The organism is Streptosporangium sp. NPDC000396, from assembly GCF_042898655.1.
Taxonomy (GTDB): domain Bacteria; phylum Actinomycetota; class Actinomycetes; order Streptosporangiales; family Streptosporangiaceae; genus Streptosporangium.
Map to the genome: position 1 here is coordinate 55,358 of NZ_JBIAZA010000033.1, position 22,112 is coordinate 77,469.

19 protein-coding genes are annotated in these 22,112 nt (G+C 69.0%); 12 read left to right on the forward strand and 7 right to left on the reverse strand.

The features are described 5' to 3' along the window. The first annotated feature begins 68 nt into the window (after positions 1–68). The 4 genes from ACFY2X_RS38175 (at position 69) to ACFY2X_RS38190 (ending at position 2,689) form a co-directional block, all read left to right on the forward strand. Entirely contained in the window at positions 69–827 is a 759-nt protein-coding gene (locus ACFY2X_RS38175; RefSeq protein WP_389947952.1) for an SDR family NAD(P)-dependent oxidoreductase, read from the forward strand. A gap of 116 nt (positions 828–943) precedes the next feature. Next, complete coding sequence (locus tag ACFY2X_RS38180; RefSeq protein WP_389947953.1) at positions 944–1,306, forward strand: phosphomannose isomerase type II C-terminal cupin domain; 363 nt, start codon at positions 944–946, stop codon at positions 1,304–1,306. 130 nt (positions 1,307–1,436) lie between these two features. After that, positions 1,437–2,120: an HNH endonuclease family protein gene (locus ACFY2X_RS38185; protein WP_389947954.1), complete on the forward strand. Its 684-nt coding sequence runs from the start codon at positions 1,437–1,439 to the stop codon at positions 2,118–2,120. Positions 2,121–2,275: 155 nt separating this feature from the next. Further along, complete coding sequence (locus ACFY2X_RS38190; protein ID WP_389947955.1) at positions 2,276–2,689, forward strand: hypothetical protein; 414 nt, start codon at positions 2,276–2,278, stop codon at positions 2,687–2,689. A 27-nt stretch (positions 2,690–2,716) separates the two neighbouring features. On the opposite strand, the gene ACFY2X_RS38195 is transcribed toward ACFY2X_RS38190, so the two are convergent. After that, entirely contained in the window at positions 2,717–3,799 is a 1,083-nt protein-coding gene (locus ACFY2X_RS38195) for a CU044_5270 family protein (RefSeq protein ID WP_389947956.1), read from the reverse strand. After that, entirely contained in the window at positions 3,796–4,386 is a 591-nt protein-coding gene (locus ACFY2X_RS38200) for an RNA polymerase sigma factor (RefSeq protein WP_389947957.1), read from the reverse strand. Before ACFY2X_RS38200 ends, ACFY2X_RS38195 begins: the two co-directional genes overlap by 4 nt. Positions 4,387–4,587: 201 nt before the next feature. Here ACFY2X_RS38200 and ACFY2X_RS38205 point away from each other — a divergent pair, with 201 nt between their 5' ends. Beyond that, the gene (locus ACFY2X_RS38205; RefSeq protein ID WP_389947958.1) at positions 4,588–5,517 is read left to right on the forward strand and encodes an SPFH domain-containing protein; all 930 of its coding nucleotides are present in this window, start codon (positions 4,588–4,590) and stop codon (positions 5,515–5,517) included. Positions 5,518–5,560: 43 nt separating this feature from the next. On the opposite strand, the gene ACFY2X_RS38210 is transcribed toward ACFY2X_RS38205, so the two are convergent. The 5 genes from ACFY2X_RS38210 to aceB all read right to left on the reverse strand — a co-directional run bounded on the left by ACFY2X_RS38210 (position 5,561) and on the right by aceB (position 12,190). Further along, positions 5,561–6,322: an IclR family transcriptional regulator gene (locus ACFY2X_RS38210; protein WP_389947959.1), complete on the reverse strand. Its 762-nt coding sequence runs from the start codon at positions 6,320–6,322 to the stop codon at positions 5,561–5,563. Then, positions 6,319–7,575, reverse strand: a complete 1,257-nt coding sequence (locus tag ACFY2X_RS38215) for a (Fe-S)-binding protein (RefSeq protein WP_389947960.1) — start codon at positions 7,573–7,575, stop codon at positions 6,319–6,321. The genes ACFY2X_RS38210 and ACFY2X_RS38215 overlap by 4 nt, the downstream gene beginning before the upstream one ends. A 1-nt stretch (position 7,576) precedes the next feature. Then, positions 7,577–8,917, reverse strand: a complete 1,341-nt coding sequence (locus tag ACFY2X_RS38220) for an FAD-binding oxidoreductase (RefSeq protein ID WP_389947961.1) — start codon at positions 8,915–8,917, stop codon at positions 7,577–7,579. Continuing rightward, positions 8,917–10,374, reverse strand: a complete 1,458-nt coding sequence (locus tag ACFY2X_RS38225) for an FAD-linked oxidase C-terminal domain-containing protein (RefSeq protein ID WP_389947962.1) — start codon at positions 10,372–10,374, stop codon at positions 8,917–8,919. The genes ACFY2X_RS38220 and ACFY2X_RS38225 overlap by 1 nt, the downstream gene beginning before the upstream one ends. Before the next feature lie 229 nt (positions 10,375–10,603). Then, positions 10,604–12,190, reverse strand: a complete 1,587-nt coding sequence (gene aceB, locus ACFY2X_RS38230) for a malate synthase A (RefSeq protein ID WP_389947963.1) — start codon at positions 12,188–12,190, stop codon at positions 10,604–10,606. Between the two features lie 237 nt (positions 12,191–12,427). Here aceB and ACFY2X_RS38235 point away from each other — a divergent pair, with 237 nt between their 5' ends. From ACFY2X_RS38235 to ACFY2X_RS38265, 7 genes are all read left to right on the forward strand, one after another. Next, positions 12,428–13,123 carry a DUF4097 family beta strand repeat-containing protein gene (locus ACFY2X_RS38235; protein ID WP_389947964.1) on the forward strand — a complete coding sequence of 232 codons (696 nt, stop codon included), beginning with the start codon at positions 12,428–12,430 and terminating at the stop codon, positions 13,121–13,123. Positions 13,124–13,315: 192 nt separating this feature from the next. Then, entirely contained in the window at positions 13,316–14,773 is a 1,458-nt protein-coding gene (gene hflX / locus ACFY2X_RS38240) for a GTPase HflX (RefSeq protein ID WP_389947965.1), read from the forward strand. A gap of 204 nt (positions 14,774–14,977) precedes the next feature. Next, positions 14,978–15,496 carry a GNAT family N-acetyltransferase gene (locus ACFY2X_RS38245; RefSeq protein WP_389947966.1) on the forward strand — a complete coding sequence of 173 codons (519 nt, stop codon included), beginning with the start codon at positions 14,978–14,980 and terminating at the stop codon, positions 15,494–15,496. Positions 15,497–16,177: 681 nt separating this feature from the next. After that, the gene (gene hutI / locus ACFY2X_RS38250; RefSeq protein WP_389947967.1) at positions 16,178–17,386 is read left to right on the forward strand and encodes an imidazolonepropionase; all 1,209 of its coding nucleotides are present in this window, start codon (positions 16,178–16,180) and stop codon (positions 17,384–17,386) included. A 74-nt stretch (positions 17,387–17,460) separates the two neighbouring features. Continuing rightward, positions 17,461–18,309 carry a DegV family protein gene (locus ACFY2X_RS38255; protein ID WP_389947968.1) on the forward strand — a complete coding sequence of 283 codons (849 nt, stop codon included), beginning with the start codon at positions 17,461–17,463 and terminating at the stop codon, positions 18,307–18,309. 583 nt (positions 18,310–18,892) lie between these two features. Further along, entirely contained in the window at positions 18,893–19,657 is a 765-nt protein-coding gene (locus ACFY2X_RS38260) for a helix-hairpin-helix domain-containing protein (RefSeq protein ID WP_389947969.1), read from the forward strand. Then, positions 19,654–22,035 carry a ComEC/Rec2 family competence protein gene (locus tag ACFY2X_RS38265; RefSeq protein WP_389947970.1) on the forward strand — a complete coding sequence of 794 codons (2,382 nt, stop codon included), beginning with the start codon at positions 19,654–19,656 and terminating at the stop codon, positions 22,033–22,035. Before ACFY2X_RS38260 ends, ACFY2X_RS38265 begins: the two co-directional genes overlap by 4 nt. Positions 22,036–22,112 lie beyond the last annotated feature (77 nt).

Below are 22,112 nucleotides of genomic sequence, written 5' to 3' on the forward strand. Positions count from 1 at the left end.
GCGGGCGGTGCGCCTTTCACCTCTAGAATCCCGTTCTGTATGTTCCGCGGGCAGGGGAAGGGATCCGGATGCTGGACCGATTCCGGCTGGACGGCAAGGTCGCGATCGTCACCGGCGCGTCCTCGGGGCTCGGTGTCGCGTTCGCGCGAGGCCTTGCCGAGGCGGGTGCGGACATCGTGATCGGCGCGCGCCGCAAAGATCGCCTTGAGGAGACCCGTGACCTGGTCAGGGAGACCGGCAGGCGGTGTGTGGCCGTGACGACCGACGTGACCAGTCCCGAAGACTGCCAGGCGCTGGTCGAGGCGGCGGTGGCGGAGCTGGGCGCGGTGGACATCCTGATCAACAACGCCGGTGTCGGTACGGCGGTGCCCGCGCTCAAGGAGACGCCCGAGCAATTCCGGCAGGTGGTGGAGATCAACCTGCACGGCACCTACTGGATGGCCCAGGCCTGCGCGCGGGTCATGAAGCCCGGCTCCTCCATCGTCAACGTCGGCAGCGTCCTGGGGGAGACCACGGCCGGCCTGCCCCAGGCCGCCTACAGCGCTTCCAAGGCGGGCGTCGTCGGTCTCACCCGTGACCTGGCCCAGCAGTGGACGGGCCGGCTGGGTATCCGCGTCAACTGCATCGAGCCGGGCTTTTTCGTCTCGGAGATGACCGAGCAGTACGCGGAGGGTTATCTGGCCCGGCAGCTCGAACACCGGGTGTTGATGAAGCGCCCGGGCGACCCCGCCGAACTCGTCGCGGCGGCGATCTTCCTGGCCTCCGACGCGGGTTCCTACGTAACGGGGGCCGTGATTCCGGTGGACGGTGGAATCCTCGTCACCTGAGACTCCTGGGGTAATCGTCTTACCTGAGTTAAGAGTCCGGTTTCGTGAAACATGCGTAGTTGTTACGGACGCGTGCGAGAGTTCCCGCGTTACCAAGGCAGGAAGGTGGAGGCATCTTGCAGAAGATCGACCGGCTCGGCGCGATCGTTCGCGACGAGCGTCCCTGGGGTGGGTTCGAGCGTTACACGCTCAACGAGGCGTCCACGGTGAAGATCATCGATGTGGCGCCCGGGCAGCGGCTCAGCCTGCAGAGGCACGAGCACCGGGATGAGCTCTGGGTCGCTCTCGACCCCGGCGCGGTGTTCGAGATCGACGGCGAGCGGATCGAGCCCTCGGTCGGTGACCGGGTGCTGATCCGGGCGGGCCAGACTCATCGCCTCAGCTCCTCGGGGAAGGCCACCCGGATCCTGGAGATCGCTTTCGGCTACTTCGACGAGGACGACATCGAGCGTCTCGAAGACTCCTACGGGCGAGTCTGAGCCGGGTCGCCCCTGTCCGGCGGTGTGTCCGCGTGGCCTCCTGTGCTCTCACTTCCGGCGGGCACCGCGCGTCTCTCACGGCTAAAGCGCTATTTGGGATAATTTGCCATTTCATGGGTAACGAGTGCGCGTGAGGGATGGCATGGTGCGGTCGATGCTGGGACGGGGAGCGGTCGTCGCGACGATCGCGTTCACGCTGGCGGGATGCGGCCTCGTGGGGCAGGGGTCCGGCGGCTCGGCCGTCGGCGGAGGGAAGTCGTCGGCGGCGGCGCTCAAGGAGCTGGACAGGCTGCAGGTCAAGGGCCGTGCCCCGATGACCGGCTTCGATCGGGAGCGGTTCGGCCCCGCGTGGTCGGATGTCGACCACAACGGGTGCGACACCCGCAACGACATCCTCAGGCGCGATCTGAAGGACGAGACGTTCAAACGGGGCACCAAGGACTGCATCGTGCTGAGCGGGACCCTCGACGACCCCTACAGCGGCAGGATCATCAAGTTCGAGCGCGGCCAGAAGACCAGTATGGCGGTGCAGATCGATCACGTGGTGGCCCTTGCCGACGCCTGGCAGAAGGGGGCTCAGCAGTGGCCGGAGGGCAAGCGCAAGGAACTGGCCAACGACCCGCTGAACCTGCTCGCCGTGGACGGTCCGCTGAACAGCCAGAAGGGGGCCGGTGACGCGGCCACCTGGCTGCCGCCGCGCCGCACCTACCGGTGCGCCTATGTCTCGCGTCAGATCGATGTGAAGGTCAAATACGGTCTGTGGGTGACGTCCGCGGAGAAGGATGCCATGCGGACCGTGCTCGCCTCATGCTGAACAGTTGCCAATCTGAAAGGCGACATATTGGACATTTTTCATTAAGTTGGCATTTATGCGACCTTTGGTATACATCAGCCATAGGTCGCATAACCTTCTCTTGACGTCCACCCTGCAAGGGTGGGCATGTGCGTTGGTGCTTTCCTCTTGTCCTGGTGGGATGGCTGATCATCGCGACCCTCGTGACCGGGGTGAGTATCGCGGTGATCGGTCTCCTTGGCGAGCCGCAGACGGCTTCCAAGAACCGCCCGTTTCCCTCCAACGAGATCGATGAGGCGCTCGTCCGCGCCACGCCGATGGCGACGATCCTCCCCACGCCCGCACCCGCCGAGCCCTATGCCGGCCCCAGTCAGGCGTTCAGGTCGAGGGGAGGAATCGTGATCGCCCGATGCGAGGCGGGACTGGTGATCTTGCGGGCCTGGAGCCCGGCACCGAACTTCCACATCAAGAGCGTGGACCGGGGGCCGGGGCGCCGAGGCCGTATCGAGTTCGAGTCGGACAGGTCCGAGGTCAACGTCGAAGTGCTGTGCTCACCCTCCGGCCTCCCCGTCCACAAGGTCACCGACTGATCGGCACCCCTCCACCGGCCGCAGCCGTCACCCGCAGCCGGAGGCCTTGTCGGCTTTCAGCTCGGGCGCGTCCGGTGGGGAGTCGGCCACGGTGACGGAAAGCTGGGCGGTCGAGGCGACCAGGCTGCCCACCGGGGACTTGGCGATCTTCTCGTCGACCACGACCCCCCGCTCGCCCAGGAGCTCGTAGGTCTCCGGATCGAAGATCAGATCTTCCCGCACGCCCATGGAGACCCGGCCCACGCCGATGCCCCTGCGGCCCGCCGCGTCTTCGGCGTCCTCCACGACGCTCACCCCGGGGATCGCCCCCACGGCCTTGAACAGCGCCGCTCGCTGGGCCGGAGGAATGTAGGTCTCGCGCAGCATGTCGCCCGCGGCGGTCCATGCGGTCCGGTCCTTGTCCTTTTCCTCGGACTTGTCGCCGTTGTCGTCATCGCTGCCGGCGTAGAGGTGGGCGCGCATCCCCTCGGCGTCGCCGGGCAGCCGCTTCAGGCTCGCGTAGTCGGTGCGCAGATGGGCGGGCGGCTTCCCGCAGACCGGCAGCCGCAGCCACTCGGTGCCCTGCTCGTTGTAGGCCTCCTGGGGGATGGGCCAGCCGGGATAGGCGTGCGGCTCCAGGTATTCGATCCTCAGCGCGCCTTCCTTCTCGCCGTTGGCGGACAACCAGATCGCCCGCTTGGTCCGGTAGAGGTAGCGCTTCTCCTGCTCGGTGCCGGTGCCTCCGAACGAGAAGGAGCCGTACATCGTCTGCGACTCGACCTTGACGAACTGGTCGTCACGCGGATCGAGGTCACTGCGCTCGGCGGCCCGCGCGGCCCTGCCGAGCACCTCGGTCGCCGACATTGGGGCGATCTTGGGCATCGCCACGACCACCTCGGTGCCGCCCGCCTTCCGGTCCGGCGCCGACACCATGACCGTCACGGTCACGCCGACCGCCACCGCGAGCGCCCCGGCCAGCACCATCGTGTACGGCCTGCGCCACAGTGGCCTGCGCCCCGCGGCGGCCGCGGCCAGCCCCCGCCGGGCCGTGGCCTTCGCCTCGTGGTCGTACGGCGGCGCGTCCGGGCGGATGCCGGCCACCATCTCGATCTCATCCTTATCGTCGATCATGCGTGTGACTCCAGGAAACGGCGGATCTTGGTTCGGGTTCGTGAGAGCCGGGACCGCACGGTCCCGACCGGGATGCCGAGCGCCTGGGCGGCCTCCTCGTAGGTCAGCTCGGCCCAGGCCACCAGCAGGAGCAGGTTCCGCTCGGCGGAGCCGAGCTTGGCGAGCGCGGCCGCCAGCGCCGGCCTGAGCTGGTCCGCGGTGACCCGCTCGGCGCTGCGCTCCTCGAAACCGTCGGCCGGTTCCGGGGCCTGCCGGGCGAGGGCCTTGAGCCTGCGGATCTCGGCCCTGCGGTGGCCGGCGATCAGGTTCGAGGCGATGCCGTACAGCCACGGCCTGGCGTCGCTCTTGCTCAGGTCGTATCGAGCGCGTTTGCGGAACGCGACGAGGAACGTCTCGGCCGTCACGTCGTCGGCCGTCGTGACGTCGTCCAGCCGCCGCGCGGCATACCGGTGGATCTCATCGGCGTGCCGGTCGAAAAGGGCGGCGAACCTGTCGGGATCCGCCAGCGACTCCTCGATCAGTTTCGCGTCATCGGAGGGAGTGGGCAGCGTGGGCGTCCCGGCTCGATGGGGAAGCGCCAGTGCCATCACCCGTTTCGTCCAGTCATCAGGGGGTTCCTTCCGGGGCGCGTCCGCGCCCTCACCCCTACTCCGCCGCTCGGCGCCATCCGGTTCCCGTGATTTCCCGGGATCGCCCCGACTCCCGGGGGCGGCCCGGTTCACGTCTATGACCTGGAATGCGACGGTACTAGGATCCGCTTTCGACAAAGCAGACGCAAAGGGATGGCGATGAGTGCGCAAAAGGCACAGAAGTCCGGCGGACGGCTGCTGGTGAAAGGGTTCCTGGCGGCGGTCGCCGGAGTGGTGGTGCTCGGCTTCCTCCTCAGCGGGTGCACCCGGGTGAGCACCCCGCCCGACGAGGTGGTGCTGCACTACGCGGGTGGCATGTTCGAGGCCATCAAGTTCGAGAAGTGCATCAACCCCTCCAGCGGTGCCACACTGCTCGGCCCCGGCGACACGGGGTACTCCTACCCGTTCGGCCAGCGGACCTACGACTTCTCCGGCTCCGAGGACGCCGAGTCCAAGCCGCTGTCCGTCGTCTCCAAGGACAACGTCGAGATGAGCGTGTCCGGGGTGGCGACGTTCACGCTGAACACCGACTGCAAGACGTTGCAGCGCTTCCACGAGAAGATCGGGCTGAAGTACCGCGCCTTCTACGAGGACGGCCGCTCCGAGGGGTGGCGGCGAATGCTCAACACCTACCTGCGGGTGCCGCTGGACCGGGCGCTGGACGCCGCGTCACAGGAGTTCGAGTGGCGGGGGCTGTTCAACGACCCGAAGGTGAAGCAGGACTGGGAGGCACGAGTCGGTGTGCTGGCCCGGCAGTTCATCCAGGAGACGGCCGGGGCCGACTACTTCTGCAACCAGAACTACTCCGGTACCGGTGAGTGCGGGGACATCTCCCTGACCATCCAGAAGCCCGAGCCCCCGGAGGCCCTGGTGAACGCCCTCGCCTCCGAGCAGGCCGCCAAGGCCGAGAACGTGGCCCAGGCTCAGCGCAACGCCAAGGTCCGCACCGAGCTCGAATCCATCAGGGACCTCGTCAAGGTTCTCGGCCCGCAGGGAGCCGTGCTCTGGCAGGCCATCCAGAAGGGGCAGGTCTCGGTGGTCCCCGTTCCCCAGGGCAGCAACCTCAACATCACCCCGCCGAGCCGCTGAGCTTCTCCCCGCCGCGGGCGTCCAGGCGGGACGCCCGCGTCCGTCACGCTCCTTCGCCCGTCTGAGCGGGCCCCAGCTCGGCGCCGAAGTCACGTGCGATCCTCCGCATGGCCTCGGCCAGATCGGTCCGGTCGAGCGCGTCGATCCGCTCGGCCGGACCGGACACCGACATCGCGGCGACCGTCCGCGCACCGTCGTGCACCCCCACGGCCAGGCAGTGCACGCCGAGTTCCTCCTCGCCCAAATCCATCGCGTATCCCCGTTCCCGCACCCGCTCCAGCTCGGCGAGCATGGCGGGCAGATCGGTGATCGTGTTGGAGGTCCGCCGGGGCATGCCGGTCCGCCCGATCAGCGAGGTCACCTCGCTATCCGCCCGATCGGCCATCAGGACCTTCCCCACAGCCGTGCTGTGCGGCAGCACCCGCCTGCCGACTTCGGCGAACATCCGCAGCCGCCGGGGGGAGGGCACCTGGGCGACGTAGACGACGAAGTCACCCTCCAGCACCGCCAGGTTGGCCGTCTCACCGGACAGCTCGACCATCTTCGCCAGGTACGGCTGCGCCCAGGCGCCGACCATGCGCTCGGCCACTCCGCCGAGCCGTACGAGAGCACCGCCCAGCGCGTAACGGCGATCGGACTCCTGACGGACGTATCCCCGGGCGAGCAGCGTGCGCAGCAACCGGTGGATCGTCCCGTACGGCAGGCCCGTCCTGACCGCGATCTCCGAGAGCCCGGCCTCCCCACCCTGCTCGGCCAGCGCCTCCAGCACGTCCAGCGTCCGGTCGACCGACTGCACCCCACTCATGCGATCCCCTCCGTGAACGGCACTTCCGGCAGGCCGCGCAGGGAGGCGTCCAGGACCTGGGCGATGTGCGCGACGGGCATCGCCTTGGCGCCTCGGCGGTGGATGGCGGAGGTGATCTGCATGGTGCAGCCCGGGTTGGCCGAGACCAGCAGGTCGGCGCCGGTGGCCAGCACCCGCTCGGCCTTGCGGTCGCCGAGCTCGCGGGCGGCTTCGGGCTGGAGGAGGTTGTAGGTTCCCGCGGAACCACAGCAGATGGCTGACTCGGAGATCTCTCTCAACTCCAGATCGGGGATGGCGGCGAGCAGTTGACGAGGTTGGGATCGTATCCCCTGGGCGTGAGCCAGGTGGCAGGCGTCGTGGTAGGCGACGGTGAGCGGAAGCGGATGCCGCTCGGCCGCCGGGCCCAGCGCGGCGAGATATTCGGCCAGGTCCACGACGCGGATCGCCCGCGCCCTGTCGGCCCATTCGCCGTGGAGAATCTCGGCGTAGTCCTTCATGGTCGATCCGCATCCCGCCGCGTTGACCACGATCGTGTCCACGCTCGCCCGTTCGAAGGTGGCGATCGTCCGCCTGGCGAACCGTTCGGCCTGCTCCTCCTGCCCCGAGTGCAACGACAGCGCCCCGCAGCAGCCCTGTGACGGCGGGATCACCACATCACATCCCTCCATCGCGAGCACTCGGGCCGTGGCCGCGTTGACCTGCGGGAAGAACTCACCCTGAACGCATCCGGTGAGCATCCCGACCGTGGCCCTGCGCTCGCCCCTCGCCTCCACCCTGTGCGGCAGCCGTACCCTGGCGGGAACCTGAGGGGCGAGGTCGGCCATCGCGGCCAGAGAGGGGTTGATCCGCGCCAGCCTCGGCGCGAGCCTCCGGCGCAGCCCCGCGCTGAGCCGGAGGGGCAGCCGCATCGCCCGCAGGCGCCGGGGATAGGGGAAAAGCTGGAAGATCAGGGCACGCAACGCCCGGTCGTCGGGCTTCCTGACATGCGTCCGTTCCACCTCGGCCCGCGTCTGCTCGATCAGCCGGTCGTACTTCACCCCGGAAGGGCAGGCCGTCACACACGCCATGCATCCCAGACACGCGTCGAAGTGCCCGACCATCTCCGGCGTCAGCGGCGTTCCCTCGACGTGCTGTTTCATCAGGTGGATCCGGCCGCGAGGGGAGTCCATCTCCTCGCCCCACAGGACGTACGTCGGGCAGGTGGGCAGGCAGAATCCACAGTGGACACAGTCGCTGATCAGCTCCGGATCCATGTCAGATCCCTCCTATGAACCGGCCGGGAGACATCCTCCGGCCGGGGTCGAACCGCTCCTTGATCCGCCGCATCAGCGGCAGCGCGCCCGCCGGCCCCCAGCGGTCGACCCCGCCCGCGAGTTCCCGCGGTGCGGTGACGACGATCAGCCTGCCGCCGAGGTGGCCGAGGCGGTCACGCACGCGTGACACGAACCCCGCGAACGCCCGCTCGCCGACGTCCGGGGCCAGGGCGATCCGCAGGACCCCCGACGCCGCCGACCCGCGCATCCGCACGGGGAGCTCACCGGCCGCGATCGCGCGCAGCGCGCCGCCGAGGCGCGCGGGCGGGATCCGCACCTCCAGCAGCACGTCCTCGCCGGGCAGCGTCCCCCACCAGCCAGGCGGCTCGCCGGTGACCCGCGCGGCTCCGCGCCTGCCGATCAGGGCCTGTACGGCCCGCGCCCGCGCCTCGGCCGCCGTGCCTTCGACCAGGACGGCCAGGGTGGGGCCGCCCAGGGCATCCGGCCCATCCGGCCAGTCCGCCTCGATCGCGCTCGGTTCGGCCTGGGACGCCGCGAGCTCGGCGACGAGCGCGTCCAGGCCGCCGGGAGGACCGGGCCGCCCGGGGAAGGCCGGGGCGCCGGCCCCGTTCGTGCTCTCGGCGGCCCGGACCTCGAACGCGGGAAGCTCGGCGACGACCCAGCGGCGGTCGGCCGGGACCGGATGGAGACGGAAGGTGGCCTCGGTGATGATGCCCAGCGTGCCGTAGGAGCCGCAGAAGAGCTTGCCCAGGTCGTAGCCCGCGACGTTCTTGACGACCCTGCCGCCGGATCTGGCGATCGTGCCGTCCGCCAGCACGACGGTGATGCCGATCAGCAGGTCGCGGGCGGTGCCGTACCGGAACCTGCGGGGGCCGGCGATCGCGGTGGCGAGCGTGCCGCCGACGGTGCCGGCCGGGAGCGGGTTGTCCAGGGCCAGTTCCTGCTCGGAGCGGGCGAGCGTGGAGCTGAGGACGTCGACGGGAAGTCCCGCGCTGACCTTGGCCACGAGGTCACCCGAGGAGTGCTCGACGACGGTTCCGCCGTCCAGGGTCAGGCAGCAGGTGTCGACCAGCAGGTCGCATCGCTCCGGCGGCCCCGCCCATCCCAGCTTCGTGCCGTCTCCCACCGGCACCACGGCGAGATCGTGCTCGGCCGAGACACGCATCAGCGCGGCGACCTCTCCGGAGGTCTCGGGTAGCGCCACCCAGCGGGGCCGGACCCCGGCCACGGCGTCGTCGGGTCCGGCTTCCCGGATCGTCACGCCTGTCTCGCGCAGCGCGTCGCCCGGGACCGCTTCGCCTATCTCGTGTGAGGTGTCCATCAGAACTGCTCCGCCTGTCCTGACTCGACCAGCGGGTGCACGCCTTTGCGGACCCCGGGGACCTCGCCGCACAGGCGCGGGGTGGGGAAGACCTTGCCCGGGTTCGACAGGCCCCGGGGGTCGAAGGCACAGCGCACCAGTTGCATGGTGTCGAGGTCGTCGTCGGAGAACATCTTCGGCATATATCGCGACTTGTCCACGCCGACGCCGTGTTCCCCGGTGATCGACCCGCCGTGTTCGATGCAGAGGTCGAGGATCTTCCCCGAGACCAGTTCGGCCCGTTCGCCCGCGCCGGGCTCGGCGTCGTCGAACAGCACCAGCGGATGCAGGTTGCCGTCCCCGGCGTGGAAGACGTTGGCGACCCGGATGCCGTGCTCCCACGACAGCCGGTCGATGCTCGCCAGCACCTCGGGCAGGGCGGTCCTGGGGACGACCCCGTCCTGCACGATGTAGGCGGGGCTGATCCGGCCCACCGCCGCGAAGGCGGATTTGCGGCCCTTCCAGATCGCGGCACGCTCCGCCGGATCGGCGGCGGTCCGCAGCTCGAACGCGCCGCTCTCCCGGCAGATCCGCGTCACCTCGTCGAACTGGTGCCTCACCTCTGCCTCGGGGCCGTCCAGCTCCACGATGAGCACGGCCCCGGCGCCCTCGGGGTAGGCGCAGGCCACGGCGGCCTCGGCCGCCTCGATCGCCAGGGCGTCCATCATCTCGATCGCCGCGGGCACGATGCCGCCGCCGATGATCGCCGACACCGCCTGGCCGCCCTGCTCGGTGCCGCCGAACGCCGCGAGCAGTGTCGTCACGGCCTCGGGCGCCCGCGTCAGCCGTACGGTGACCTTGGTGGCGATGCCGAGCGTGCCCTCCGACCCGACGAACGCGCCCAGCAGGTCATAGCCGGGATCGACGTCCGACAGCTCCACGATGTCGCCGTCAGGGGTGACGATCTCCAATGCGAGGACATGGTTGACGGTGAAGCCGTACTTCAGGCAGTGCGCGCCTCCGGAGTTCTCCGCCACGTTGCCGCCGATCGAGCAGATCTGCTGGCTGGAAGGGTCGGGCGCGTAGTAGTAACCCTGGTCGCGCACCGCTTCGGTGATCGCCAGGTTGGTGACTCCCGGCTCCACCACGGCCCGCCTGTCGGCCACGTCGATCTCCAGGATCCGCCGCATCTTCGAGGTGACGATCAGCACCCCGTCGGTTCGCGGCAGCGCTCCGCCCGACAGCCCCGTCCCGGAGCCCCGGGCCACGAACGGCACGCCGTACTCGTTGCAGATCCTCACCACGGCCGCGACCTGCTCGGCGGTCTCCGGCAGCACGACGACGCCGGGAGTGGCCCGGTGATGGGTCAGCCCGTCGCACTCGTAGGTGCGCAGCCGGACCGGATCGGTGATCACCGACTTGTGATCGAGGAACTCCTCGAACCGCCGGGACAGCTCGTCGAGTGTCTTCATCACCATGGTTCCTCCTCCCGCGTACACGGGAGCTCGGCAGCGCTCTCGCTCTCGTGGCGGATCGGCTGACCGAGAATGATTGTTCTCTTATGTCGCATTCTCGCGCAGCGCCGGGGGTGTGGCGCTCTCCGGTTCCTCCGCGCCTGGCGGCGGTGTGGGCTCCGGGAGGCGGCGGAACGCGAGGCCAGGCGTCTCTCCCGCTGGAAGAGGACGCCTGACCTCGGAACCCGTCATGTCACGGCATCCGCGCGTAGGCGGGAAGGGTGAGGAACTCCGCGAAGTCGTCGTCGAGGGCGACCTCCTTGAACAAGGCGGTGGCCTGGGCGTAGAGGGACTCGTCGTAGCCGGGCTCGGCCTTGATCTTGGCGAACTCCTCGTCGATGATCCGCTCGACGAGCTCCTTCGTGACCACGGTGCCGGTGTCGGCGAGCTCGATGCCGTTGTGGATCCACTGCCAGACCTGGGAGCGGGAGATCTCGGCGGTGGCGGCGTCCTCCATCAGGTTGTGGATCGCCACCGCGCCCAGCCCGCCCATCCAGGCGGCCAGGTAACGCAGCGCCACGTCCACGTTGTTGCGCAGGCCCGCCTCAGTGATGTCGCCCGGGGTCTTGGACACCGACAGCAGGTCGGCGGCGGAGACGGAGACGTCCTCGCGCAGGCGGTCGAGCTGGTTCGGCCTGTCGCCCAGAACGCCGTCGAAGACGTCGCGGCAGATCGGGACCAGGTCGGGGTGGGCCACCCACGAGCCGTCGAAGCCGTCGCCGGACTCGCGGGTCTTGTCGGCGGTGACCTTCTCCAGGGCCACCTTGTTGACCTCGGGGTCGCGGCGGGAGGGGATGAACGCGGCCATGCCGCCGATGGCGTGGGCGCCGCGCTTGTGGCAGGTGCGGACCAGAAGCTCGGTGTAGGCGCGCATGAACGGGGCGGTCATGGTGACCGCGTTGCGCTCGGGCAGCAGGAACTCCCGGCCCCGGGTGCGGAATTTCTTGATCACGCTGAACAGGTAGTCCCAGCGGCCCGCGTTGAGACCCGCGGAGTGGTCGCGGAGCTCGTAGAGGATCTCCTCCATCTCGAACGCGGCCGGGTAGGTCTCGATCAGGACGGTCGCGCGGATCGTGCCCTGCGGGATGCCGAGCAGGTCCTGGGCCTTGACGAAGATGTGGTTCCAGAGGCGGGCCTCCAGGTGCGACTCCATCTTCGGCAGGTAGAAGTAGGGGCCCTTGCCCTTGGCGATCTGCCTGCGCGCGCAGTGGAAGAAATAGAGGGCGAAGTCGACGATGGAGGCGGAGGCCGGGGCGCCGTCGACGACGATGTGCTTCTCCTCCAGGTGCCAGCCGCGCGGGCGGACCACGACGGTGGCGAGCTCTTCGTCGGGCCTGAGCGCGTAGGTCTTCTCCCCGGCCGAGAAGTCGATGGTCCGATCCAGCGCGTCGCGCAGGTTGAGCTGGCCGTTGATGGTGTTTTCCCAGGTGGGGGCGTTGGCGTCCTCGAAGTCGGCCAGCCAGACCTTCGCCCCGGAGTTCAGCGCGTTGATCGTCATCTTCCGGTCGACCGGGCCGGTGATCTCCACGCGGCGGTCCACCAGGCCGGGCGCGGGCGGGGCGACCCGCCACTCGGACTCGCGCACGTGCCTGGTCTCGGGCAGGAAGTCGAGGGTGCCGCCGGCCGACAGCTCCGCCTGCCGTGCCTGGCGGGCCTCCAGCAGCTCAAGGCGCCGGGCGCCGAACTCGCGCTGGAGAGCGGCCACGAAGGTCAGCGCCTCCGGCGTGAGGATCTCGTCGAACCGGTCTCCGGCGGGGCCGGTGATCTCAACGCCGTCCATGAGCTTCCTTTCCACATCATGGAAAAACTCTTCTGAATTGTGGAATCGACGCTACTGGATGGTCACTTCGGGGTCAAAAGGCGGGGGCCCTCAGGGGAGAGTCGGGGGGGTCCCTGATGTTTCGGAAACCCTGATCGGTCACAGTTGGACTTGACTCCTCCGGAGATCCGGAAGGGGGAACGGGGAACAGTCGGAAAGGGAGGCCGGGGGCCTCCCGGAAGTCGAGGACTTGGGCTCATGAAGAAGAACATGCTTGTCGCGGGGGCGCTCGTGGGCTCGGTGCTCCTGCTGTCCGGTTGCCAGATGGACGTCGCCTTCGGTGAGCGGGAGCAGGATGTCGTCTCCTACGGCGTCTCCGACAAACTGACCGCCCTGGACGTCCACACAGGCTCCGGGAGCATCGTGGTCACCGGATCGGACCGATCCGACACCCGGGTGACCGAGACGCTCCACTGGAACGGCGACAAGAAGAACAAACCCAAGACCGAGCACAAGGTGGACGGCGGCACGCTCACGCTGCGTCAGGAGTGCCCCACCGGGAACTGCTCGGTCGACTACAAGGTCGAGATCCCGAAAGGCCTCACGGCCAAGGTGGACACCGGCTCGGGCACCATCACACTGCGCGCGCTCACCGGAGAGGTGAACGCCAACACCGGCTCCGGTGACGTCGAGGCCGATGCCCTGGGCGGCAGGCAACTCGTCGCCGAGACGGGATCCGGCGACATCGAGGCGAAGTTCGCCGTCGCGCCGGACCAGGTTGAAATCCAGACCGGCTCGGGCGACGCCACGGTACGGCTGCCCCAGGGCCCCTACGACGTGACCGCCGACAGTGGCACCGGCGGCAAGACCGTCAAGGTCACCAACGACCCGTCCTCACCCAAGAAGATTTCGGTGCGGACCGGCTCCGGGCAGGCCAACGTCCTCGCCTCCTGAAACCCCTTCGGCCCGCAAGGTCCGCAAAGGGACAGAGGGAACACTCTCCGGAGGAACCCGCAGACACGGAGCCATCGGCAACCGGGTAAGGACACGGACGTAATAACCGGGTGAGAACAGGGCGTTCGCGTGGCACCATCAGGGAAGAGACCCAAGGGGTTCAGGCGTTCAACTCTATAGATGAAGACGCACATGAACCACGCATCTGAATGGAGCAACGACATAGACACTCGTGAGCCGCTGGACATTGACCAGTTCGACGACCTTCCCGAGATCGGCGAGATGGACCTGGCCGAACGCCAGGCACTACGCCGGGTCGCGGGGCTCTCCACGGAGCTTGAGGACGTCACCGAGGTCGAATACCGCCGGCTGCGACTCGAGCGGGTCGTCCTGGTCGGTGTCTGGACCTCGGGTACGGCGATCGACGCCGAGAACTCACTGCTCGAGCTGAAGCTCCTCGCCGAGACCGCGGGCTCGGAGGTGCTGGAGGGCGTGATCCAGCGCCGTCAGAAGCCTGACACGGCGACCTACATCGGTTCCGGCAAGGCGCAGGAACTCGCGGACATCGTCTCCGCCACCGGCGCCGACACCGTCGTGTGTGACGGTGAGCTGAGCCCCGGCCAGCTCCGCCAGCTCGAAGAGGTCGTCAAGGTCAAGGTCATCGACCGGACCATGCTGATCCTCGACATCTTCGCCCAGCATGCCAAGAGCCGCGAGGGCAAGGCGCAGGTGGAGCTCGCACAGCTCAACTACCTGCTGCCGCGACTGCGTGGCTGGGGTGGCAACCTGTCTCGCCAGGTCGGCGGACGCGCCGCGGGCGGCGTCGGCATAGGCGGCCGTGGTCCCGGTGAGACCAAGATCGAGCTTGATCGTCGCCGGATCCGCGAGCGGATGGCCAAGCTGCGCCGTCAGATCGCGGAGATGACCGTCGCGCGTGAGACCAAGCGGGCGCGGCGGCTGGAGCGCGAGGTTCCGGCCGTGGCCATCGCCGGTTACACCAACGCGGGCAAGTCCTCGCTGCTGAACCGGCTGACCGGTGCCGGCGTGCTGGTCGAAAACGCCCTGTTCGCCACGCTGGACCCGACCGTCCGCAGGGCGCACACGCCCGAGGGCCGCCTCTTCACGCTGGCCGACACCGTCGGATTCGTCCGGCACCTGCCGCACCAGCTCGTCGAGGCCTTCCGTTCCACGCTGGAGGAGGTCGGCGACGCCGACCTGATCCTGCACGTGGTCGACGGCTCTCACCCCGACCCGGAGTCGCAGCTCGCCGCCGTGCGAGAGGTGATCGGTGACATCGAGGGCGCCCGGGACATCCCGGAGATCGTGGTCATCAACAAGGCCGACGTCACCGACCCGGTGGTGCTGGCCCAGCTGACCGCGCGGGAGAAGCACACCGTCGTGGTCTCGGCCCGCACCGGTGCCGGGATCGGCGAGCTGAGGGCTCTCATCGAGCGGGAGCTGCCCCGCTTCGACCGGGAAGTCAGGCTGCTCGTGCCGTACGAACGCGGTGACCTGATCTCCCGGGCCCACAAGGAGGGCGAGGTTCTCGGCCTGGAGCACACCGAGGAGGGCACGATCCTGCATGCCAGGGTCCTCCCCGGCCTCTTCGCCGAGCTGGAGAAGACCGCCAAGCCGGTCGAGACCGTCTGACCTCGGCCGTCGCATCACGCCGGACCGTACCGGCTCCTGCATGGGAGCGGTACGGCCCGGCGTGATGCGGTGGCGATCCGGTGGGCTTCAATCGATGACCTTGCATCGGTATGCCACGAATGTCGCGCGGCCCTTCGGGCGCCGAACTGTGTGATCAGCCGGTCATCGCGACTCTCCGGATGAACACTCAGGAAACTGCCCCGCATGATCATTGAATCGCTGGCCGCGCCCGCCGACGGTGTGCTGCCGGAGTCGCTGCTCGCCGAGCTCACTGCGCTCTACGTCGCCAACCGGGAGTTCTTCGCGCTCAGCGGGGACTTCCCCGACCCCGATGACATCCGGCCGGAGCAGGTCGCGGCCCCGCTCGTCGAGGAGATGGCGAATCCGGACACCGAGGTGCTGCTCGGCCGGTCGGAGGCGAACGGGCGGCTTGTGGGCATCACGATCACGCTGGCGCGTCATCCCAGTCCGGCCGACCCGGACCCGTGGATTGGGCTGTTGCTGATCGACGCGCGAGTGCACCGCTCCGGGTATGGACGGGAGCTGGCGAGGACTGTCGAAGAGCGGTTCCGGGCGGCGGGCAGGACGGCGGTCCGCCTTGCCGTGCTCGACGACAATCCGAAGGGTCTCGCCTTCTGGACCGCCCTCGGGTATGAGGTGCTCGACCACCGTAAGGACCTGGAGCTCGGGCGGCCCTGCACCGTCATGCGGAAGGGGCTGTGAGCTCCGCCCCCAAAGTGGAGGGGCCGACGATCGGACCATGGTGATGTATGGCGCCGGCCTATGCCGTCGTCGGTGTCGGTGACCGTCATGACCGATCGGCGATGCGGAATGACCAAGATCGCGGCTTGACCCTCTATTTTCAGGCTAGATGGATTACGCGTGACATTTCAACGGCGGGGCTTGCGGTGGAAGGGCTTCTTGGGTTGAACTAATGGCCCTCGAAAACCGTACAAAAGCGACAAAAACGACAGTGGTCGGCTCGGGTTTGGATTGCTACCATAAGGCAAATCTAGTGAGATGTTGGGGTGCAAGTTACCCTGGCGACTGCTGTTGCAGGTGAGAAAGAAGCACCCTGAGCTGTGGAAACATGCTCAGGGCCAAGTGTGGCCACAGAGTCGATGCGCCGGGTGTGGTCGCGGTGAAGCGGCGTTCTTCCCAATTAGCCTGTACAGCGAGCTCACTTGTGAAATAACGTAACTGAACTGAAATCGCCTGATCATGATCCCGGCGATACCGTCGCCGCACAATGAATATGCGGATGAGAGCAGGAGACCCCCAAATGTCGTCCGGACTCACAGCGGCCCCGGTGAGCATGGCGGCTGACGCTTGCTGGGTTCGCGCATCCTGCAAGAAAAAGGTCTCCCTCCCGACGTCTTCCCCTGCGCCCAAGGCGGTGATGCGATGACGGTCCGCCTTCTGACCAACATCGGCCGGCTCTGGACCGGCAACGACGTGTGCAGCAATGCCGCGATCCTGGTTCACAACGACCGGATCGCCTGGGTCGGCCGGGCCGCCGATCTGCCACAGAGCGTGCCCGGCGTGGTGGACGACATCGTTGATGTCGACCACGTCGAGAACCTGGGCGGCGCGCTGGTGACACCCGGCCTGATCGACGCCCACACCCATCCCGTCTACGCGGGTAACCGCTATGCGGAGATGGCGATGCGCTCCGGCGGATCCACGCCCTCCGCGATCACCGCGGCGGGTGGTGGCGTCGGTTCCACCGTCACGGTGACCCGGGGCACCGACCCGTGGACCCTGTGCAACGGTGTCCGCGAGCGCCTGCGCGCCTGGCTGCTCAGCGGCACCACCACCGTTGAGGCCAAGACCGGCTACCACCTCACCCGCGATGGCGAACTGGCCGACGTGCGGCTTCTGCGCGAGCTCGAAAAAGAGCCGATGATGCCGCGTGTGCACGTCACGTTCCTCGCCGCGCACGTCGTTCCGCCGGAATACTTCGGCCGTCAGCGCGACTACGTCGAAGCCGTGGGCGCCTGGTGCGCCGACGCCGCCGCGGCCGGTGCCGACAGCGTCGATGTCTACTGTGACGAGGGCCACTTCACCACCGACGAGGCCCGCTGGGTCCTCGCCTCCGGCCGCAACGTCGGCCTGCTGCCCCGCGTGCACGCCGGAGCCTACAGCCGCCGCGGCGCCGTCCAGCTCGCCGCCGAACTCGGCTGCGCCTCCGCCGACCTGCTCCACCACACCTCCGACGAGGACATCGCGATCCTGGCCCGCTACGGCGTCCCCGCCGTGGTGTGCCCGGGAACCGCGCTTCAGCGCGGCAGCCTGCCACCGGTCCGCCGCATGCTCGCCCAGGGCGTCACCGTGGCCCTCGGCAGCGACCACAACCCAGGTCACTGCGGGATCACCTCGATGTCCCTGGTCATCAGCCTCGCCGTGGCGGCCTTCGGTATGAGCGTCGGCGACGCGCTCCGAGCCGCCACTCTCGGCGGAGCCACCGTCCTCGGCGCCCCCGACCGAGGCGTCCTCGCTCCCGGCCGCCTGGCCGACATCGTCCAGTGGGACGCCGACCACGAAGGAGCCTTCGCCTGGTCCTTCGGCCTCAAGCCCCGCCGGGTCTGGCGCGGCGGCACCCCCGTCCAGTAACACCGAGACACGGAGAGCCGTCTCGCGGCGGCTCCGGTCTCGGTTGACCGATCCCCTCTGGTTAGCCTCTGCCTATGTCGCCAACGGTCGCCGTCGTCACGGACTCCACCGCCTACCTCCCCAGGCAGGAGATCTCCCACCTGGGGATCATCACGGTGCCGCTCCAGGTGGTGGTGGGCGGCCGGGCACTCGACGACGTGGCGCAGATCGATGGCGCCAGAATGAGCGACGCACTCAGGAAATGGGTCCCGGTGACGACCTCCCGGCCCACCCCTCAGCGCTTCGCCGACGCCTACGGTGAGGCGGCGGCGCGGGGTGCGGCCGGTGTCGTCTCCATCCATCTGTCGGGGAAGATGTCGGGCACGGTCGAAGCGGCCCGTGCCGGGGCCGAGGATTCGCCGATCCCGGTCGACGTGATCGACAGCAGATCGATCGCCATGGGTCTCGGGTTTCCCGTCCTCGCCGCGGCCGAAGCGGCCGCACGGGGCGCGACCCGGGCCGAGGTCGCCGACGCCGCTCGCCGGTGCATGGATTCCACCCGCAGTTTCTTCTATGTGGACACCTTGGAATACCTGCGCCGGGGCGGCCGGATCGGCGCGGCGGCGACCCTGCTCGGATCCGCTTTGATGATCAAGCCGCTGCTGCACATCGCCGATGGCGCGATCGTGCCGCTGGAGAAGGTCCGCACCGCCGCCCGTGCCATCGCCCGCCTCGAAGACCTGGCCGTCCAGGCCGCCGGGACCGGGCCGGTGAACGTCGCCGTCCAGCACATCGACGCCCAGTCCCGCGCTGAGGCCCTCGCCGTACACCTGTCCCAGCGCATCCCCGAACTCGTCAAAACCAGCGTGGTCGAGGTCGGCGCGGTCATCGGCGCCCACGCCGGTCCCGGCATGCTCGGACTGACCGTCTCTCCTCAGCTCTGACCTTCTGGTCCGATCTTCTGGCAGGCCTTCCCGATTCCCTGACGAGATCTGTGGTGAGGTCTGTGACGAGATCTGTGGTGAGGTCTGCCCATTTCCTGAATCGCATCTGTCCACAGCTCTGCTTCCTGATCGCATCTGTCCACAGCTCTGCTTCCTGATCGGCTCTGTCCACAGCTCTGCCGTTGGCCGGGCAGCTTGTCCCCAGAGCCGGATTCGGCCGAGGTGCGCCTGGTGACACCGCCATAGTGTCCCGGACGTGCGGACCACAGACCGGACCATCGAGCGGTTCAGAGCCGAGTCACGGCTGCGAGTGCTGACGGCACTCGACGCCCCTGAGCGCACGCCCTTCCTGCCTCGCCCACCCCACCTGTCCCGTGTAGAGGCTCTCGCCCGATCCGATGGCGTCGCAGGCATGAGCGATCCGGTCCGATCCAGCGGCACCGTCGGCCTGAGCGGCTTGGCGGAGCCGGGTGGAGGGGCGGAGCCGGGTGGTTCCGCAGGCCCGGGTGGCGCTGAGCCAGGCGGTTCTGCGGGTCTGGGTGGTGTCGTTCGGCTGGGTGGCGCGGCTGAGCCGGATGGTTCCATGAGTCTGGACGGTGGCGTTCGGCTGGGTGGCGTTGATGCGCTCGGTGGGGGTGCGAGGCTGGGCAACTCGGTCCGGCCTGACGGACCCGCCGCCCAGATGCGCTCCGCGCCGGCTCCACCCTCCTTTGAAGCCCTCCGCAGGGTCGTCACCGCCCAGGCACCCCTGCTCGCCCCGAGCCGGCCCGGATTGCGGCTGCTTCTCCTCATCGCGCTGGCCGCGCTGGTCGCCGGTGGCGTCTACGCCTGGCGGTCCCAGCCGGAGCCCGAGCTTCTCGCCCCGCCCGCCCCCGTCTCCGGCTCCCCTCTTCTGCCGAGGTCCTCCGCCTCGCGATCGGAGCCCGCCGCCATCGAAGTCACCGTCCATATCACTGGCAAGGTCCGCCGCCCTGGCGTCATCACCCTGCCTGGCGGTTCCCGGGTCACCGACGCGGTCGAGGCTGCCGGTGGTGTCCGAAAGGGAGCCGTAACCGGTCCCCTCAACCTCGCCCGCAAGCTCGTCGACGGCGAGCAGATCGTTGTCGGCGCTCTCACCCCCACCGTCACGGTGCCCGCCCCGGCCGATCCGGCCACGGTCGTTCTCGATCTGAACACCGCCACCGCCGAACAACTCGAACAACTGCCGGGAGTCGGCCAGGTGCTCGCCCAGCGCATCGTCGAATACCGCGACAGCCACGGAGGCTTCCGTAACGTCGAGCAGCTTCGCGAGGTCAGCGGCATCGGAGATCGGAAGTACGCCGAGATGAAAGACAAGGTTCGCGTGTGACCCGCCACTTCCGATCCACCGCCGTCCGTGATGACGGCGAAGCCGAAAAGGGCCTGCGCGCGCACGCCACGCACCTGGTTCCGGCGGCCCTCGTCTCATGGATGACCGCCCTCGTCCTTCTGGGCTGTCCGGCCCTGGTCTGTGCCTCAGCGGCTGCGGTCACGGCCGCAGGCGGCTTCTTCATGGTCATGATGGTTCCTCCCGAAGGGATGGCCGGCTGGCGGAACGCGACGATCGCGGTGCTGGGGTGTGCGGCGGCCGTCGCTGGGGCGGTGGCTTTCCGGGTGCACGCGGTCAGCACGGGACCGGTGGCCGAGTTGGTGGAGAGACAAGCCTCCGCAGTGGTGGAGGCGGTCCTGACGGACGACCCCCGGCGCTTGGCGCAACGCGGGGGAACGTTCCGGAAGGAGAGTTTCGTGGTGCCCGCACGAGTCGAGTCGGTCGAGACGGAGACGGGCAGGGTGGCGTTGCGAGCTCCTGTGATGTTGCTCGGCTCAGGAGGGGAGTGGCGGTCCTTGCTGCCCAGTCAGCGGATCACCGTCCAGGGGCGCTTCGGCCCGGCTGACCCCGGGGAGCTGCTCGCGGCGGTGGTCCTGGTGCGGGGGCCGCCCAGGGTCCTGAGCGGGCCCTCATGGGATCAGCGCATCGCGGGGGCACTCCGATCGGGGCTGAGGGAAGCGGCCGATGTGCTGCCGGCGCCCGAGCGTGGCCTGTTGCCAGGTCTGGTGGTCGGCGACGTCTCCCGGATGGACGATCAGGTCAGAGCCGATTTCAAGGAAGCCGGGCTCAGCCATCTCACCGCCGTCTCCGGAGCAAACCTGGCCATTGTGGCCGGGGCGGCGATCGCCCTGGCCCGGATCGGAGGGCTTCCCCTGGCGGCCCGGGCGGTGCTGGCGGCGTTCGCCATGCTCGCCTTCGCCGTCGTCGCCCGCCCGTCGCCCAGTGTGCTTCGTGCTCTTCTCATGGGCATCGTCGCCGCCGTGGCACTCGGCACGGGCCGTTCGCGTGACGGTGTCGCGGCTCTGTCGGTGACCGTCCTGGGGCTGATCCTCTTCGATCCCGTTCTCGCCCGGTCCTACGGATTCGCCCTGTCGGTCTGCGCCACCGGAGGCATCCTGACCCTCGCTCCCCGCTGGCGGGATCGGCTCGCCACGCGCATGCCCCGCTGGGCAGCCGAGGCGGTCGCGGTGCCCGCGGCGGCCCAGGCTGCCGTCACCCCTGTGCTGGTGCTGATGTCCGGGCAGCTGGCACCGGCGGCGATTCCCGCCAACCTCCTCGCGGGCCCCGCCGTCGCGCCCGCCACCCTGCTCGGGTTCGCCGCGGCGCTGATCGCGCCCCTGCAGATGGGAGTCGCTCAGCTGCTGGTCCGTCCGGCGGGTCTGGCCACCGGATGGATCATCGAGGTGGCCGAACGCGCGGCAGGGCTCCCCATGGCGGTGATCCCGTGGCCGGGCGGCATCACCGGGCTGCTCGCGCTGGCCGTCGCGGCTCCGGTCGTCATCCTGGCGCTACGACATCGGTGGTCACGCCGGATCATTCTGATCGTGGCGGCCGGAGCGATCGCCGCCGTCACCGTGACCGGGCCGATCGTGGTCCGCTGGCCGCCTGAAGGCTGGTTGCTGGTCGCGTGCGATGTCGGTCAGGGAGACGCGTTGCTGGTCGCCGCGGGGCCCGGCCGAGCCGTGGTGGTGGACGCGGGGCCCAACCCGGTGCTGATCGACCGGTGCCTGCGGTCGATGGGAGTCAAGGAGGTGCCACTGATCATTCTCACTCACCCTCACTTCGACCATGTCGGTGGCCTGGACGGGGTTTTTCGCGGGCGTGCCGTGGGAGCCGTGGTGGTCACCCCGCTCGGATCCACAGAACGCGAGAACACCCGGCTGAGCGGAGATCTCGCCCGCCGCCGTGTGGTCGAGTGGGTGGCGCGGCCAGGCGCGAGCTGGCGGTTCGGCCCCTCCGAGCTCACGATCATCGGTCCGCCGGCCGAGGCATCTTTTACCGGGAGCCGGGAAGGGGCAGCCGTCAACAACGCCAGCGTCGTGGTGCACGTCCGCTGGGCCGCCGGGACGGCGCTGCTCAGCGGAGACATCGAGACCGAGGCCCAGGCGGAGCTGCTCCGGCGGGGCTTCCCTCCGGCCGACATCCTGAAGGTCCCCCATCACGGCTCGGCCAGACACGACCTCGGTTTCCTCGCGGCCACCGGTGCCCGCGCGGCGCTGATCAGCGTCGGAGCGGACAACGACTACGGCCATCCGGCCCCATCGACCCTGGCCCGGTTGAACCGGCTTGGTGCGCGGACCTATCGGACCGACCTGTCGGGAGATCTCGCCGTGGTAGCCCGTGAAGGAGGCCTGGCCGTCATCCCCCGAGGCCGCTAGGTGTGTTGACCATGAGCGTTGCCGACAGTTGCGCTTGGTCGACGGCGAAGACCCCGGTGTGATGGAGGTGCCGGATC